A 16,434-nucleotide genomic window follows, 5' to 3' on the forward strand; every position below is an offset into this window, starting at 1 on the left:
CATCACATTCATTGTGCGTCTTTTGCTTGGTTGTACGTGATGGTTTTTGAACGATACACCGTATCGTCTTTATAAATCGTAATTTTTCCTTCTTCTCCCGGATCGATCGTCACCGGTACGTCGAATGTCTCATCTTGATCAATCGATTCCTCGATGACGGTCCGCTTCCCTTTCGCGTCTTCCGTCTCAATCCGGATGACTTGTTTCGGCGGTTCCTCGTCCTCATTCTCGCTGACCGCATCATAGACGACCTTTTCAGGGAACGTTGCCGTCACCGTTTTTTCTTCCTCACCTTTAGAGATGAAGACGGTCACAGAGTCGTTTGGTTCGACTTGTGCCCCTGCTTGTGGGAATTGACGGATGACTTGATCGAGCTTGACATCACTCGAGAATTCTTGTTCAAACGTACCGTCGAGACCCATTTCATCGAGATACGCTTTCGCTTCATCACTCGATAAGTTCGTCAAGTCTTTCAATTCAAAGGACGACGTTCCTTCCGAGACAGTGATCGTAATCGTCTGTTCTTTTGCAATCACTTCCGTTCCAGCAGAGATCGATTGCCGGATAACATTACCTCGCGCAATTTCATCCGACTTTTCACGTTCGACCTCGACTTTTGCGAATCCAGCCTCTTTTAATGTTGCAATCGCCTCTTTTTCAGCGTCATCTGTCACATCTGGTACTTCGACCGGAGCACTACCTGTAGAGACGACCAAGTTGACCGTCGAACCCTTTTTGACTTGTGCATTTTCACGCGGTGTCTGACTAATGACATCGCCTTCATCGACTGTATCGCTATTTCGTTCTGTCGTCTCGACGACGAATCCAAGTTTCTCAAGCTTCGTTTCCGCATCGTCTCCATCTGTCTTGACGACAGATGGTACGGTAACCGTTGGATCCGGCCACATCGCAAACGTCGTAGCCGCTCCACCGAGTAAAACGAGCAATAAGAGAACGATCCACCAGCGTTTTTTCTTTTTCTTTTCCGGTGTTTTCGGTTGAACAGTCGTGACGGCGGGTGATTCTGGTTCCACTTTTGATTCTTCTGGCACTTGGACGGGTGACAAGACCATCGTCTTTTCCATCTCATCCTCTTCTGCACCTCGAATGCCTTCACTTGCCCGTTCGTCAGACAACGCCGTCACCATATCTGCCTTAAAGGCTGCAACGGACTGTTGGCGGTCATGCGGTGCTTTCGCGAGCGCCTGCATGATACAGTTCTCAAGCGCTTGTGGCACTTTCGGATTCAAGACGGATGGGCGACGCGGTGTATCTTGCAGATGCTTCAGCGCAATCGCGACCGGTGAATCCCCTTCGAACGGCACTTGTCCTGTAACAAGTTCGTATAAGACAGCACCAAGTGAATAGATATCCGACTTCTCATCCGCAAATTTACCTTTTGCTTGTTCCGGTGAAAAGTAATGCACGGACCCAAGAACGGACATCGTATGCGTCAGCGTCGCATTCGACATCGCCACAGCGATTCCGAAATCCGTTACTTTGACGGTACCATCTTCTCGGATCAACATGTTTTGCGGTTTAATATCGCGATGGATGATCCGGTGTGCATGGGCATGGTCGATTGCATCACAAATTTGAGCGATGATATCGACTGCCTGCGGCACAGGTAATGCTTGATTTTCACAAAATGTTTTTAATGTCATACCATCGATATACTCCATGACGATGTAATAGATGGCATCTTCTTCGCCTACATCATAGACGGCAACGATGTTTGGATGATTCAAGCTGGTAGCAGCATGTGCTTCACGTTCGAATCGACGAATGAATTGTTCGTCATGCGAAAATTCAGTTCGTAAAATCTTAATGGCAACATGACGCTTTAAAATCTCATCATAGGCTTGATAGACATTCGCCATCCCGCCACTTCCAACTAGCCGTTCTATGCGGTAGCGGTCATTTAATCGATCTCCGTATCGCATATTCAGACCCTCTTTCTTTCTTTGAACCGGATGGCGGCAATCGTAATATTATCCGCGCCTCCTCGAGCGTTCGCTTCTTTCACCAATCGTCCGACAATCTCATCAAGCGGCTCATCCTGTAAGATGATCTGTTCGATGACATCATCTGGTACTTCATCGGTCAATCCGTCACTACAAACGAGGACGAGGTCATAGTCTGGAGCATCTCTGACTTGAATGTCGACTTCGACCGTTTCGTTCGAGCCGACCGACCGTGTGATGACATTCTTACGTGGATGATTTTCGACTTCCTCATCCGAAAGCTCCCCCATTTGTCGTAACATGTTGACGTAAGAATGATCGTCCGTCAATTGTTTTAACGCCGTACCTTCAAGGGCATAGACTCTACTATCTCCAACATGACCGATGACGAGCAAATCCTCGACCCAGCAGACACAGGCAATGGTCGTTCCGACGATCGCAAGTTGCTCTTCTTTTGAAAACTGAAGAATCCGGGCATTCGCCTCGGCTACACGTTGTTCTATCCATTCAGACAATTCCATCGGACGATTTGGCATGAGTGAAAAGGATGCTTCAAATACCTCGCGAACGATCGCACTTGCGATATCGCCAGCAGCATGACCTCCCATACCATCCGCAACGACGGCAAGACCACGTTCGGCGTTCCCGACGAGTAATACCGTATCCTCATTTTTAGTCCTGACTTTCCCAGTAGTCGAAAGGTGAGCTAACTCCATGACAGTCCTCCGTTCGTGTCAATCTTCTCGTTTTTTAAACGCGGCAATATAGAAGCCGTCCGTTCCAACTGTCGTCGGTAACAACTTGAGTTCTGCTCGATCCCCGATCAGATGTCGCACGGATTCTGGCATGCGTGCCGCGAAGGATGTGTCAAAATCGAACCCTTGATCGAGAATGAACGCTGTCTGCTCCTCGTTTTCTGTCGGATCAATCGTACAAGTCGAATAGACGAAGGTTCCACCCTTTTTAACGAGTGGTAAGACAGCTGTCAGAATATCTCGTTGAATTTTCGGCAGTTGCTCGAGCTGTTCCGGACGTTTCGTCCATTTGATATCTGGTTTTCTCCGAATGACACCGAGTCCTGAACAAGGGGCGTCAACAAGAATCCGATCAAAAGATTCTACTTCGAAGCGTTCCCCTGCTTTACGGGCATCTAACGCTTCTGCTTGAACAGTCGTAAGACCTAATCGTGTCGCTTGCTGTTCAATCAGTTTAATCTTATGTGGATGAAGATCAAGTGCCTGTAGTGTACCCGTCGTCAAACCTTCAGCAATGTGCATCGCTTTCCCACCAGGTGCAGCACAGCTGTCGAGTACATGATCAGATGCTTCTGCACCAAGTGCACGAGCGACAAGCATCGAGCTCTCATCCTGCAAAGATAGGTATCCGCGATTGATCAAATCGGTTTTTTGAACGCTTCCTCGTTCGATTTCGAGACCGTCTGGCGCTACCGTAGATGGTTTTGCCGTCACACCTTGGTCGAGTAGAAGCTCGATCGCTTCCTCTCGCGTCGTCTTCGTCCGATTGATACGAACCGTGACCGGTGCAGGCGTGTTATTCAATTGACAGATCTGAAGCGTTTCTTCCGGACCAAACAGTTCAAGCCAGCGTTCGACGAGCCACTGCGGGTGACTCGTTTCGATACTGATCCGTTTTGCAACAGGCTCAATCTCAGCGAAATGAGGCATTCCCGCCCGTAATACATTCCGGAGCACTCCGTTGACGACTTTCGAGACATGGACTTTTCCACGTTTTTTAGCAATCTCAACAGCTTCATGGATGACGGCATGATCCGGTACACGATCAAGATAAAACAACTGATACACACTCATCCGTAACAACGGACGCATGAACGGATCAAGTTTTTTCTGTTTTGCTAAATATGGCTCCAAAATGTAATCAAGCGTCAACTCACGACTGAGCGTTCCGTAGACGAGTTCCGTGAACAAACCGACATCTGACGCTGAGATGGCACGCTTTTCAAGCATCTGGTGAACGGTGATTGTCGAGAAGGCACCACCTTGACCGATTTTCATCAGTGTCGTTACTGCTGCATCGCGTACATTCATGCGTTCTCACCTACTTGTTGTCCGAGTTCAAGCGATTGACCGATCCCGCGCATGAACGTGGCACCATCCATTCGTTTTTTACCGGACGGTTGTAAGTCGATCAGCTTCAACGCTGTTTCAGAACCCGTTGCGATGACGGGACCATCTGCTTCTAAAGCGATGATTTCACCCGGTCGTCCCGTTCCTTTAACTTTCGTTGCGAAAAAGACTTTTAAACGATCATTTCCAAGCATCGTATACGTACTTGGGAAAGGATTCATTCCTCGGATTTGATCATAGAGTGTCTCACCCGGTAACGTAAAATCAAGCCGTTCCCGTTCCCGTGAGATATTCGGCGCAAACGTCGCTTCTGCCTCGACTTGCGCTTCCGGTGTCAATTCACCTGCTAACAGACGCGGCAACGTTTCAAGCAACAGCCGCGCTCCTGCGTCCGCTAATTTTTCGAACATCGTTCCGACTGTATCGTTCTCTTCGATCGGAACGATGATTTTTGACAACATATCACCGGCGTCAAGTCGATCGACCATATACATGATCGTCACGCCTGTCTCTTTTTCACCATCGATGATTGCTTGATGAATCGGTGCACCGCCACGATATTTCGGTAGGAGTGACGCATGGACGTTGATCGCCCCAAAACGTGGTGCTTCCAAAATCGCCGTCGGTACAATCTGACCGTAAGCTGCCGTGATGATGAGATCCGGTTTTAAGTCGAGAACCTCTTGGTAATCCTCTCGAATCCGTTTCGGTTGCAACACGGGAATATCGTGTTCCATCGCGACGAGTTTCACTGGTGTTGGTTTGACTTCTCGTTTTCGTCCGACCGGCTTATCTGGTTGTGAGACGACACCGACGACGTCATACCCGGCATCGATGACTTCACGTAGCGTTCCTGCCGCAAATTCAGGCGTCCCCATGAAGACGACGCGCGGCTTTTCTTGCTCGACGAGTTTATCCGTGAACAGGACACCGTCTAAATGATCCATCTCGTGCTGGATCGCACGTGCAAAAAAGCCGTTTGCTTTGATTTTGACCGTCCGTCCAAGACGATCTTGCGACTTGACGACGATGCGGTCGAACCGTTCGACCGGTCCGAAAACACCTGGCATGCTGAGACATCCTTCGTCATCAATCTGTGAACCATCGGCTTCGATGATTTCCGGATTGATCAGCTCAATCGGTCCTGTCTCATCATCCGTATGGACGACCGCTACACGGATCGGTTGATTGATTTGCGGTGCCGCTAAGCCGACACCATCATATTCATACATCGTATCGAACATCCGGTCGATCATCTTACCAAGTTTTTTATCGAACTTCGTGACAGGTTCACACACCTGTCGTAATACGTCATTAGGTACTTCTACTACTTTATACATACAGACACCTCACATGAATACAAATGGATTCAAGTCGATCGCGACTTGTGTTTTTGACTTTTGACGACGGGCTAAGATATCACGGAGATGTGTCCGGACATCTTCCTGCCCTTTATGTTTAATTAAGATCTGTTGTCGGTACATATTCTTCAGTCGGGCAAGTGGCGCATCGAACGGTCCATTGACGACTAAGTCCTCGGATTCGAAAGCCCGCAGCTCGGAAGCAATCTGTTGCGCTTCTGCTTGTGCTTCGAGTGGATGTGTCGCTGAGACCGTGATTAAACCAAGGAACCAGAATGGAGGGTGTCCCCCGAGTTTGCGCAACTGCATCTCGCGCTTATAGAACGTTTCGAAATCATGCTGTTTTGCCGTCTGAATGACGTAGTGCTCCGGATTATAGGTCTGGATGATCGACTGTCCGGCGAGTTGCCCCCGCCCGGCACGACCGGACACTTGCGTGATCAACTGGAACGTTCGCTCACTTGCTCGAAAGTCCGGAATACCAAGTGTTGCGTCGGCAGCGATTACTCCTACGAGCGTGACATTTGGAAAGTCGAGACCTTTGGCGATCATCTGCGTCCCGAGAAGAATGTTCCCTTCTTTACGCTCGAAGGCATCGAGTAACTTCTCATGTGCACCTTTACGAGACGTCGTATCCTGATCCATCCGGATAATGCGCGCTTCCGGAATCAAATGCGCCAGCTCTTCCTCGATCTTTTGCGTCCCCGTTCCGAACTGACGAATCTTCGTCGATTCACAGGACGGACAAGTTTTCGGCATCGCTGCCTCGAATCCACAATAGTGGCACTTCAAGCGATCTTCGTGCTGATGATACGTTAAATTAACGGCACAATGTGGACATTGCAACGTCTCACCGCAATCCCGACATAAGACGAATGTCGTGTACCCACGACGGTTCAAAAGCAAGACCGTCTGTTCGCCGCGCTCGATTCGTTCTTTGATGCCTTCGATGAGTGCAAGACTGAACGGAGTACGATTGCCTCGTTCAAGCTCTTTACGCATATCAACGATGTCGACAGGCGGTAATTCCCCACCGAATCGTTCGCGAAGCGGTAAGTACCGATAAACCCCTTTTTGTGCCCGTGCATACGTCTCAAGTAATGGTGTTGCACTTCCGAGCACGACAGGACAACGGTGATAGGCCGCCCGCCACTTCGCGACATCGCGCGTATGATAGCGCGGATTCTCTTCTTGTTTATAAGTTGTTTCATGTTCTTCATCGAGAATGATGATTCCGATATTCGTCAGCGGCGCAAACACGGCGGACCGTGCACCGACGACGACATCGACCTCGCCTTGTGCGATTTTGCGCCACTCATCATACTTTTCTCCGAGCGATAGACCGCTATGCAAGACAGCGACCCGTTCTCCGAAACGACGTTTGAACCGTTTGACCATCATCGGCGTCAGACTGATTTCAGGGACGAGCAAGATCGCTTGTCTACCGCGTTCGAGTTGTGCATGAATCGATTCAAGATAGACTTCCGTCTTACCACTTCCTGTTACGCCATGTAACAAAAATGTTCCCGTCTCAGCTTCAGCCGTAATCGCCGAGACAGCTTCCTGTTGTTTTTCCGTCAAAGAGGACGGCACAAAGATGTCTTGGACGAGATGTTCGTAAGGATTTCGCCGTACATCAATCGTCTCGACTTCAATGATGCTTTTTTTCTCGAGGGCGTTCAACGTCGCGCTCGTTGCGCCCGTCGCCTTCTTGATTTCACTCCAAAGCGCATTCGGAAATTCTTGGATATACGCATACAGTGCCGCTTGTTGGCTTGCTTGTTTCGTAAAAGTTGCCTGTTCCTCTAGGAGACGAATCCGTTTATCCGTCTTAGACGTCTTTTTCTCGCGAATGACCGGTTGAAGCGTCACGTCAGCGTGTTTCGCCGCTGTTAAGATGATTTGTTGGACTTCTGTTGGTAATTGACTCATTTTCTTACCATGATATGCCCGAAGTGGGCCCGTCTCGACTATGACCAGTTTATCATAACTCACCTTTAAGGCAGCCGGCAGCATCGCAAGCAATGCCGTCGCCTGAAAACACAATGTCGTTTCCGATAGATAAGCCGACAGCTCGAGCAATTCCTGCGTATAAGTCGGAGTCTCATCTAAGACACGAACGATTGATTTGACATTCGTCAGATCAGAGGTAGCTTTCGTTCCGACGACAATTCCAAGCAACGCACGTGGACCAAATGGTACCTCGACGCGCATCCCGGGAACGATCAGCTCCTGCCAAAGTTCCGGCACGGCATAATCAAACGGACGATCGACGGTTGCTGCTGCGACATCGACGATGACTTCGGCTATCATGCCAATGCCTCCGCAAATTGGCGCATGAGCGATTTAGCGAGCGTCGATTTCAATTGTTGATCGTATCGCGTGACGGAATCATTCTTCCCGAAGACGACAACCTCGTTTTCGTCGCTGACAAATCCGATGTCAGAACGAGAGACATCATTCGCGACGATGAAATCCGCCTTCTTTCGGATGAGTTTCTGTTTCGCGAACGTCTCGACATCCGTCGTCTCCGCTGCAAATCCGACTAATAGCTGGTGTCGTTTCTGCTCACCGAGCGTCTTCAGAATATCCGTCGTCTCCTCGAGTTCAATCCGCAATGGTCCGTGAATTTTCTTTTGCTTCTGATCGTACTGGACAGACGGTCGATAGTCAGCTACGGCAGCGGACATGATGACGATGTCTTGCGTCTCATAGTCACGTAACATGGCTGCAAGCATCTCTTGTCCTGATTCAACAGCAATCGTCGATATGCCGGTCGGTAATCCGATCCGAAGGGGTCCATGGACGAGCGTGACATCTGCTCCTGCGTCTCTCGCTGCTTCCGCAAGTGCAATTCCTGTCTTTCCTGAAGAGTCATTCGTCAAGTAACGGACCGGATCAATCCGTTCAACTGTCGGACCTGCACTGATCAAGACTTTTCGCCCGGCTAAATACTTATCCTCAAAGAACGTTGAGAGTGTTGCGACTAAGTCTTCCGGTTCAGGTAAACGACCTTTCCCGACCCAACCACATGCGAGATTTCCGACTCCCGGTGCAATCACCTGGACACCATCCTGCTTGAGTTGTTCGATATTGCGGACTGTCGCCGGATGTTCGAGCATGTTGACATTCATCGCCGGTGCGACGATGACGGGACACGTTGCCGCGAGGATCGTTGTCGTAATGAAGTCATCTGCGATCCCGTGTGCGAGTTTTGCGATCAAGTTCGCTGTCGCTGGTGCAACGACGATTAAGTCCGCTTCGTCCGCTAAATCGATATGGGCGATCTTTGACGGATCATGCTCGATGAAGACATCATCATAGACTGCTTTTCGCGTCAGTGCTTCAAACGTCGTCTTACCGACGAATTGTTGTGCATTACGCGTCATTGCAACTTGGACGTGTGCCCCTGCTTGAACGAGTTTTGAAGCGAGTGCTGCTGATTTATAGGAAGCGATTCCACCGCCGACACACAGTAGAATGTTTCGGTTGGTTAACATGTAGGTGTCCTCCTTATTGAAAAAAACAGCCACGATGACAAGTGGCTGCTTCAAAATTAGTCTTGCGGTTGGTTCGTGACGGATACTTCTTCGAAATAAAGCTCTTCTAAAGCTTTCCCGACCGGTTTATGCGATTTTGGGTTCGTGACTTTCACGCGTTTCCCGTCTTGGATTTGACGTGCACGCTTAGCGGCAACTGTAACGATCGTATATTTCGACGGTACTTTCTTTTGAAGCTTATCAACTGATGGATATAACATATCACTTAACCTCCATGGCTTTTTTATATAGGGACGCGACACGTTCCCGACTGCAATGTTCCGCTGTGACGATCGCTTGAATTCGATCACAGGCTTTATGAATTTCGTCGTTCGTCACGACATAGTCATACGCATCCATCATCTCGATCTCTTCCTTAGCGACGAGAAGACGTTGCTTGATGACTTCCTCCGATTCCGTTCCACGCCCTACGAGGCGGTTCCGCAATTCTTGGAGGCTTGGAGGTGCAAGGAATAAGAAGACAGCTTCCGGAAAATGTTCTTTGACCTGCATGGCCCCTTGAACTTCGATTTCGAGAATGACATCTTTTCCTTCATCTAGGATCTGGTTCACCCACTCGACAGGTGTTCCATAATAATTCCCTACGAATTCAGCATATTCCAAGAGTTGATTGTTCGCAATCATCTCTTCGAATTCTTCACGCGATTTAAAGAAATAGTGAACACCATCTACTTCTCCTTCGCGCGGTTGGCGCGTCGTACAGGATACCGAGTAATGCAGATCATTATCCTGATCTTCGCGCAAGGCACGACAGACCGTTCCCTTTCCGACACCACTTGGACCAGATAATACGAGTAATAAGCCACGCTCTTTGAAAATCACTTCAAAACCCCTCCATCTCACAAACTTCACATTGTTTCATATTAGCAGTAGAGACGGGAAGTTCGCAAGTCATCTTTTTTAGCTCGACTGCTTTATCATACCATAACGATGCCATTTCTGTTACCTTTAGAAAGTGAGAACGAAATCAAGAAAGAAGGTAATCGTATGGCTTTTGACGGATTGATGACGACACGCGTCGTCGAAGAACTCCAACCGCTCGTCGGAGGACGGATCAATAAGGTATACCAACCGTATACATTGGATTTAGTATTCCAAGTCCGGGCCGAGCGAAAAAACGTATTGTTGCTCGCCTCTGCGAATGCCATGTATGCACGGATGCACATTACGTCGGAAGCAGTCAGCAACCCGAGTGAACCCCCACTCTTCTGCATGATGCTACGCAAACATGTCGAAGGCGGATTCATCGAATCAATCGAACAACTCGAACGCGACCGGATCATCGTCTTACGTGTCCGCTCCCGAAACGAACTTGGCGATGAGGAAGCGAAAAAAATCTATGTCGAGTTGATGGGACGTCACTCGAACATCATTTTGACCGATGGACAAGATAAGATCCTCGATGCGATCAAACACTTGCCCCTCAGTCAAAATACCTTCCGGACGATCATGCCGGGCATGACCTATCAACTTCCACCAGCACAAGATAAAGTGGATCCGCTCACAGGAGATATCGAAAAGGCGCTTCACCGGATTGACTGGAACGCTGGGAAACTCGATCGCCAGTTACTTGGTCTGTTCAGTGGTCTGTCCCCGCAAATTGCAAAGGAAGTCGTCTCGCGAGCAGGTCTTGCGAACCGAACGAATCTTGCATCTGCTTTTCAAGATGTCCTGAAGGAACTCGATGGTCCTTATGTGTTGCAACGAATGGAAGGCGGAAAGGAACGCTTCGCCCCCGTCCGCTTAACGGAAGGATCCATCATCGATGAGAAGACGTTCGAGACAAGTGGTCAAGTCCTCGACGCCTTCTTCCATCAAAAAGCGAACCGCGATCGCGTCAAACAACAAGCAGCTGATCTCGAACGGTTCATCAAGAGTGAATATGATAAAAATATTCTAAAACGCTCGAAACTCGAAAAAGATTTAGAAGCGACGCTACGGATGGATGAGTGGAAACATAAAGGGGAATTACTGACGACCTATCTGTATCAGCTCGAACGTGGGATGAAGGAAGCGACAGTCGTCGATTATTATGACCCAGACGGTGCTGAGATCACGATTTCGCTCGACCCCCGCTTCTCGCCGAATGAGAACGCACAACGTTACTACAAACGGTATAACAAATTAAAAACCGCCAAAGTCGAAGTCGCGCGTCAGCTCGAGAAGAACCAAGCTGAGATCGCATATTTTGAAGGTTTGCTTGCACAGCTCGACGTCGCATCCCCGGAAGACATCCGGGAAATGCGCGAGGAACTCGTCGAAGAAGGTTATCTGCGCGAACGACAAAAGAAGAAAAAGAAACCGCAGCTCCCACAACTCGAAGCATACCGTTCTTCGACTGGTCTTCCATTCTTCGTCGGAAAAAACAATAAACAAAATGATTACGCGACGTTCAAGTTCGGACGCCGGTCCGATACGTGGTTACACACGAAGGATATCCCGGGATCGCACGTCATCATTCAAAGTGATGCACCGGACGAGACGACGTTGAAGGAAGCAGCGATTGTCGCGGCTTATTTCTCGAAAGCACGTGAGTCGAGCCAAGTTCCGGTCGACTTCACGGAACTACGTTATGTCAAAAAACCGAGTGGTGCCAAGCCCGGATTCGTCATCTACACGGATCAAACGACGCTTTACGTCACACCTGATCCAGATGTCGTCCAATCCTTACGTCAATGACGCTACACAAAAAAGCGCTGTTTTTCCTAAATGTTATTTAGGAGAAACAGCGCTTTTTCATCTTCACTTCATTTTTTCTAACTGTTCCCGGTAATCGAGCAAATGCCCATGGATGATATCCTTCGCTTCGCTTAATTCTTGATCGAATGAGAACATCGCCTGTTTTCGTTCGTGGGAGAAGATGACATCGTAATGATGGCTGAGTAAGAAATCAATTTCCTGACCGAGCGTCTTTTCCTGTTCTTCTGTCATCGGGATATCCCGGTGACTGGCAATGCTTTCAAGCAAGACGAGCAACTTGTCTTCAAGATCGACAAGCTCCTTCAGTCGAATGAACGCTTCACTTTGACCGCTCGCCACTAGTGGATATTTTTGATCCTCTTGAAGCATCAACATCATTTCCTCATGTTTGAGGATTTGTTTACGGACGGCAAGCAAGCGTCCATCATCTTGCACAAGACTTCGCCAATCTTCCATCAACTGTTGCGTCGTTTTTTTGACGAGTAACAGTAAGCGGTCTTCATAATGTGGTGGGAAGACGATGTAATTGACGAGGACAGCAGATAATACCCCAACGACAGTCAGCAACGACCGTGATAAGGCATAGTGGACGTAGTCGGCGGTCGGGCTCTCGAACATCAACACAATTGCAAAAGCGGCGAACGTCGACATATCCGTTCGTCCAATCATCGAATTGAGGACGAGCGAGACAACGACGGCGAGTCCGATCGTCAGTGGATTGGCGCCAAGTGTCGCAACGATGGCGAGTCCACACATCAGTCCAAGTACCGTTCCGAAAATCCGATTGAAGACGATTTTGAACGACCGATGAATCGTCGGTTGCATCGCAACGATTGCCGCGACTGCTCCCATGCCTGAATAAATACCGAAGACATACCAAGAGATGCTGAGTGCAAGAGCTACCGCGATGCCGGTCTTGATCGTCCGAAGTCCAATCCGAAACTTTAATTTCACTCGAGCGTCACCTGCCCGACTTCACTATTGACTGTCACTTCCGGTTTTTCTTGTTTCGACAGTTCATAAATCGTCTCATCCTTATTCTTTTGTTTTGTATATCGGTCAGAGGCTTTAACATCGCCTCCCGTGTCAATCGTAATCGTACCGGCTGCTTTGTTTGGTTTTAGCTTTGTCGCGCCGTCAATCGTTGTGACGTCGAGACTCAACTTCGCCATGTAGTCTGATAGAGAGACACTCTCGCCTGTCACCTGCGCATGGACGGCATCCATTTCCTTGACGGTAATCGCACGTGTTGCATTCAGTGTAATCTCATCACCTTTTACTTTATCGAGACTCATCGCTTCTCCGTCCATCTCGATCGTTTTTGCGTAGATGCCCATTCCTTTCAGTGTACCGGCATCGACATCGACACGGTTCATATAACTTGGTAATCCCACTTGAATCGTGTAGTCTGCTGTTTTTTCGCTCGGACGATTGCCAAGTCGAGACAGCCAACCATCTCGTCCTGTCACCGTCACCGTATTCGTCGATGTACTGATTTTCAGTCGTTTTCCACTCGACGCACTATCGACGAGTTTGATTTGGACGTTTCCGTCTGTGCTTCGAACAAATTGTACCGTTGCGTGCGGTGCCTCGATGGCAAGAGATTTATAACGATTCGTCGTTTTGAATGTTTCGCCGCGCGATAACAATTCCGTTGAGACGAGCAATGTGATCGAATAGATGACAACAAGTCCGAGAATGACACCACCATATAAATAAAGCGGTCGCTTCACTGGTCCTTTTTCTCCAATCCGGTTCAACCGTGCATCCATCTTTTGTTTTTGTTTATTTTTTAAGCGTGTGAACGACGATTGTTTTCGTTTCCGCACACTCCTACTGTTATGCTCTTCCATGTCAGCCCCTCCATCTCATGTCTACCATTATTCCGAATATCTGAATCGGCTGTCAACAGCCCCCTTCTTATCATAGAAGAAGTTCACCGTTTCGCCATCGGGCGGAAGAAGGAAGCGTCATCGGATGAACCACTGACATTCAAGAAGAATAATCGACAAAAAGGAGAGGAACATTGACGTTTCCTCTCCTGTGTTTAAGAACGGATTATAATTCGAGTGACTCGCCGATTGCGAGTGGATGACCAGTTTGACCTTGCGCTTCAATCTTTTCACAGAATGCGTTCGCATCTTGTTTGATTAAATCAAATGTATCGTAGTGGATTGGTACGACGGCTTTCGCTTGCAACATATCTGCAGCGATCAATGCATCATCCGGACCCATCGTGAAGTTATCACCGATCGGTAAGAAGGCTAAATCGATTTCGTGATGGGCGCCATAAAGGGCTAAATCCCCGAACAGTGCCGTATCGCCTGCATGATAGATTTCTTTGCCTTCGATCGTTAGCAAGAATCCAGCCGGCATCCCCATATACGTAATCGTCTGTTTTTCCTCATCGATGATGCTCGACGAGTGGAATGCCTGTGTCATCTTCACTTTACCAAATGGGAATTCAAACTGTCCGCCGAGATTCATCGGATGAACGTTAAGCCCTTTGAAACTCAGATACGTCGCCAGTTCATGAGTAGCAATGATTGTAGCTCCCGTGGCTTTCGCGATTCGCTCTGCATCAAGCATATGATCGGCATGGGCATGGGTTAACAAAATAAAATCTGCCTTGACGTCATCCGGATTCGTCGTCGCTTTTTCATTACCGCTAAAGAATGGATCGATGACGAGATGGTGACCATTCGTTTCAATCGTTACTGTTGACTGTCCATGATAAGTTAGCTTCATCTAGTTCACTGCCTCTCGATTAGGATTCGGATAATTGATTCCCTTCCCCCCATGCGCATAAACCTTTCATGGCTGGTTGCAGTGTAAATGCCGCTTCTGTCAATTTGTATTCGACGTGTAAGACGGCTTCATCATACTCAATCCGCTCAATCATTCCGAGACGTTCGAGTTCTTTTAACTGATCAGTCAAGACTTTCCGAGAAATCCCGGGAATGGCACGTTGTAACTCTAAAAAACGTTTCGGACCGTTCTCTAACGTGCAATATAATTGTGGACGCCATTTTCCGCCGATGATGGCGAGCGCCCGATTGACCGGAAATTGTTCTGTCGACATGTTGTTCTCTCCTCCAGAGTAGTTACTTCAAAGTGCGTACTATGCAATCGAGTGTAGCGTAAGTTAGAGTATGCGTAAATCATTTTGCAAAAGGAGTGTTAAGCATGACGTATCCACGTAATTTTTCGCACATCGGTCTTTCTGTACCAAATCTCGACGAAGCCGTCCGTTTTTATCAAGAGGTGATGGGCTGGTATATCATTATGGAACCATCTGATGTCCTCGAAGATGATTCTGCCATCGGTGTCATGTGTACGGATGTCTTTGGTGCAGGATGGAACAAATTCCGGATTGCTCACATGGCGACAGGTGACCGTATCGGAATCGAGTTGTTCGAGTTCCCGAACAATGAACAACCCGAGAACAATTTCGAATTCTGGAAAACAGGGATCTTCCATTATGCGATCCAAGACCCAGACGTCGAAGGAATCGTCGAAAAAATCGTCGCCCACGGCGGCAAACAACGGATGCCGATCCGCGAATACTACCCTGGAGACAAGCCGTATCGGATGGTCTACTGTGAGGATCCATTCGGTAACCTCGTCGAAATCTACTCTCACTCGTATGAACTCACGTATTCGGAAGGAGCGTATTAAACATGAAAGCATGGTTAAATCACTCAGGTACAGCCATTGATCAATGGACATTCGAAGAGGTCGAAACGCCAACGCCAGGAGAAGGACAAGCTTTGATTCGCGTCAAGACCGTCGCGTTGAATCCCGTCGATTATAAGGCGACCAACAATCCAGCTTGGACGTTCCCGCATATTCCGGGCGTTGACCTAGCCGGTGTCGTCGAACAAATCGGACCAGGCGCAGAAGTAAAAGTCGGGGATCGTGTAGCGATTCATACGAACCTGCAACGCGATGGTGCTTTTGCTGAATATGCGCTCGTCGATACACGTGCCCTCGCGCTGATTCCGGAAGACGTCTCATTCGCTGAAGCCGCTGCGATTCTTTGCGCAGGTATGACAGCTTATGAAGCTATCGTCCAAAAGATGAACACGACAGGAAAAGAGACGATCCTCATTCATGCTGGTGCAGGTGGTGTTGGTGGCATCGGCATTCAACTCGCGAAACGCCTTGGTCTTTCGGTCGCAACGACTGCTTCGACGGAAAATCACGAGTGGGTCAAGCGACTCGGTGCCGATCTTGCCATTGACTATAAAAAAGAAAATGTCACGGATGTCATTCGAGACTGGACGAACGGTCGCGGCGCTGACTTGATTTTCAATACAGTCGGTCGTGACGAAGCAACAGCAGATCTCGGACGTCTTGCTTTCTCAGGACAACTTGCCTTCATCGCCGGTGGTCCTGATCAGTCAGTCGTCAAACCGTTCACGCTCTCTCCATCAATCCATGAAGTGGCACTCGCGGCTGCTTATGCCAGCGAAAATGACCGCGCCATCCGAAACCTCGGTCATATGGCAAGCGAGTTATTAAAACTCGTCGCAGCGAAAGAACTCGATCCACTCGTCACGGAAGAGATTCCAGCAGCAGACATCGTCAAAGGATTGCAACGTCTATCTGAACGCCACGTCCGTGGTAAAATCATTGCTACCTTCAATTAATTTCATTTTGACATGAAACAGCCGATCATCCTATTTGATAAAAGGATGATCGGCTGTTTTTGTACATATCAATGTCTAGCCATGTCCAATAT

The 16,434-nt window shown here is 48.6% G+C and carries 15 protein-coding genes; 3 read left to right on the forward strand and 12 right to left on the reverse strand.

The window, feature by feature from the left end; genetic code table 11:
- Positions 1-8: 8 nt before the first annotated feature.
- Genes pknB through gmk form a run of 8 tightly spaced genes read right to left on the reverse strand, consistent with a single transcriptional unit; the run spans position 9 to position 9,809 of the window.
- Entirely contained in the window at positions 9-1,943 is a 1,935-nt protein-coding gene (gene pknB, locus ACZGCQ_RS07340) for a Stk1 family PASTA domain-containing Ser/Thr kinase (RefSeq protein WP_481265949.1), read from the reverse strand.
- A gap of 2 nt (positions 1,944-1,945) precedes the next feature.
- On the reverse strand, positions 1,946-2,680 hold the full coding sequence (locus ACZGCQ_RS07345) for a Stp1/IreP family PP2C-type Ser/Thr phosphatase (RefSeq protein ID WP_029342109.1): 735 nt from the start codon (positions 2,678-2,680) through the stop codon (positions 1,946-1,948).
- 18 nt (positions 2,681-2,698) lie between these two features.
- A complete protein-coding gene (gene rsmB, locus ACZGCQ_RS07350) occupies positions 2,699-4,030 on the reverse strand; it encodes a 16S rRNA (cytosine(967)-C(5))-methyltransferase RsmB (protein WP_029342110.1) in 1,332 nt (443 codons plus the stop codon).
- Positions 4,027-5,409 (reverse strand): methionyl-tRNA formyltransferase, encoded by a 1,383-nt coding sequence (gene fmt, locus ACZGCQ_RS07355; RefSeq protein ID WP_481265950.1) that lies wholly within the window; start codon positions 5,407-5,409, stop codon positions 4,027-4,029. The genes rsmB and fmt overlap by 4 nt, the downstream gene beginning before the upstream one ends.
- Positions 5,410-5,418: 9 nt before the next feature.
- Complete coding sequence (priA, locus tag ACZGCQ_RS07360; protein WP_481265951.1) at positions 5,419-7,743, reverse strand: primosomal protein N'; 2,325 nt, start codon at positions 7,741-7,743, stop codon at positions 5,419-5,421.
- On the reverse strand, positions 7,740-8,930 hold the full coding sequence (coaBC, locus tag ACZGCQ_RS07365) for a bifunctional phosphopantothenoylcysteine decarboxylase/phosphopantothenate--cysteine ligase CoaBC (protein ID WP_214727076.1): 1,191 nt from the start codon (positions 8,928-8,930) through the stop codon (positions 7,740-7,742). The genes priA and coaBC overlap by 4 nt, the downstream gene beginning before the upstream one ends.
- A gap of 56 nt (positions 8,931-8,986) precedes the next feature.
- The gene (gene rpoZ, locus ACZGCQ_RS07370; RefSeq protein ID WP_029342114.1) at positions 8,987-9,190 is read right to left on the reverse strand and encodes a DNA-directed RNA polymerase subunit omega; all 204 of its coding nucleotides are present in this window, start codon (positions 9,188-9,190) and stop codon (positions 8,987-8,989) included.
- A gap of 1 nt (position 9,191) precedes the next feature.
- On the reverse strand, positions 9,192-9,809 hold the full coding sequence (gene gmk / locus ACZGCQ_RS07375) for a guanylate kinase (protein WP_174316772.1): 618 nt from the start codon (positions 9,807-9,809) through the stop codon (positions 9,192-9,194).
- Between the two features lie 168 nt (positions 9,810-9,977).
- Here gmk and ACZGCQ_RS07380 point away from each other — a divergent pair, with 168 nt between their 5' ends.
- Positions 9,978-11,669 carry an Rqc2 family fibronectin-binding protein gene (locus ACZGCQ_RS07380; protein ID WP_481265952.1) on the forward strand — a complete coding sequence of 564 codons (1,692 nt, stop codon included), beginning with the start codon at positions 9,978-9,980 and terminating at the stop codon, positions 11,667-11,669.
- Positions 11,670-11,732: 63 nt separating this feature from the next.
- Here the strand turns inward: ACZGCQ_RS07380 and ACZGCQ_RS07385 are convergent, their stop codons facing one another.
- The 4 genes from ACZGCQ_RS07385 to ACZGCQ_RS07400 all read right to left on the reverse strand — a co-directional run bounded on the left by ACZGCQ_RS07385 (position 11,733) and on the right by ACZGCQ_RS07400 (position 14,772).
- A complete protein-coding gene (locus tag ACZGCQ_RS07385) occupies positions 11,733-12,644 on the reverse strand; it encodes an FUSC family protein (protein WP_058704466.1) in 912 nt (303 codons plus the stop codon).
- Positions 12,641-13,543, reverse strand: coding sequence for a DUF4097 family beta strand repeat-containing protein (locus ACZGCQ_RS07390; protein WP_481265953.1), 903 nt, complete (start codon positions 13,541-13,543; stop codon positions 12,641-12,643). The genes ACZGCQ_RS07385 and ACZGCQ_RS07390 overlap by 4 nt, the downstream gene beginning before the upstream one ends.
- Positions 13,544-13,748: 205 nt before the next feature.
- Positions 13,749-14,438, reverse strand: a complete 690-nt coding sequence (locus tag ACZGCQ_RS07395; RefSeq protein ID WP_023468776.1) for a metal-dependent hydrolase — start codon at positions 14,436-14,438, stop codon at positions 13,749-13,751.
- Between the two features lie 19 nt (positions 14,439-14,457).
- Entirely contained in the window at positions 14,458-14,772 is a 315-nt protein-coding gene (locus tag ACZGCQ_RS07400; RefSeq protein WP_023468777.1) for a winged helix-turn-helix transcriptional regulator, read from the reverse strand.
- Positions 14,773-14,876: 104 nt separating this feature from the next.
- Here ACZGCQ_RS07400 and ACZGCQ_RS07405 point away from each other — a divergent pair, with 104 nt between their 5' ends.
- Both ACZGCQ_RS07405 and ACZGCQ_RS07410 read left to right on the forward strand, forming a co-directional pair.
- Positions 14,877-15,368, forward strand: coding sequence for a lactoylglutathione lyase family protein (locus ACZGCQ_RS07405; protein WP_481265954.1), 492 nt, complete (start codon positions 14,877-14,879; stop codon positions 15,366-15,368).
- A 2-nt stretch (positions 15,369-15,370) separates the two neighbouring features.
- A complete protein-coding gene (locus ACZGCQ_RS07410) occupies positions 15,371-16,342 on the forward strand; it encodes a zinc-binding dehydrogenase (protein WP_481265955.1) in 972 nt (323 codons plus the stop codon).
- The last annotated feature ends 92 nt before the right edge of the window (positions 16,343-16,434 follow it).

Source organism: Exiguobacterium sp. HSB13, assembly GCF_056764755.1.

Bases quoted from the DNA above. Each gene is read 5' to 3' on its own strand.
- priA (WP_481265951.1), bottom strand. From the start codon at position 7,743: ATGATAGCCGAAGTCATCGTCGATGTCGCAGCAGCAACCGTCGATCGT.
- ACZGCQ_RS07390 (WP_481265953.1), bottom strand. From the start codon at position 13,543: ATGGAAGAGCATAACAGTAGGAGTGTGCGGAAACGAAAACAATCGTCG.
- ACZGCQ_RS07400 (WP_023468777.1), bottom strand. From the start codon at position 14,772: ATGTCGACAGAACAATTTCCGGTCAATCGGGCGCTCGCCATCATCGGC.
- ACZGCQ_RS07395 (WP_023468776.1), bottom strand. From the start codon at position 14,438: ATGAAGCTAACTTATCATGGACAGTCAACAGTAACGATTGAAACGAAT.
- ACZGCQ_RS07410 (WP_481265955.1), top strand. From the start codon at position 15,371: ATGAAAGCATGGTTAAATCACTCAGGTACAGCCATTGATCAATGGACA.
- ACZGCQ_RS07405 (WP_481265954.1), top strand. From the start codon at position 14,877: ATGACGTATCCACGTAATTTTTCGCACATCGGTCTTTCTGTACCAAAT.
- rpoZ (WP_029342114.1), bottom strand. From the start codon at position 9,190: ATGTTATATCCATCAGTTGATAAGCTTCAAAAGAAAGTACCGTCGAAA.
- ACZGCQ_RS07380 (WP_481265952.1), top strand. From the start codon at position 9,978: ATGGCTTTTGACGGATTGATGACGACACGCGTCGTCGAAGAACTCCAA.
- ACZGCQ_RS07345 (WP_029342109.1), bottom strand. From the start codon at position 2,680: ATGGAGTTAGCTCACCTTTCGACTACTGGGAAAGTCAGGACTAAAAAT.
- pknB (WP_481265949.1), bottom strand. From the start codon at position 1,943: ATGCGATACGGAGATCGATTAAATGACCGCTACCGCATAGAACGGCTA.
- coaBC (WP_214727076.1), bottom strand. From the start codon at position 8,930: ATGTTAACCAACCGAAACATTCTACTGTGTGTCGGCGGTGGAATCGCT.
- fmt (WP_481265950.1), bottom strand. From the start codon at position 5,409: ATGTATAAAGTAGTAGAAGTACCTAATGACGTATTACGACAGGTGTGT.
- rsmB (WP_029342110.1), bottom strand. From the start codon at position 4,030: ATGAATGTACGCGATGCAGCAGTAACGACACTGATGAAAATCGGTCAA.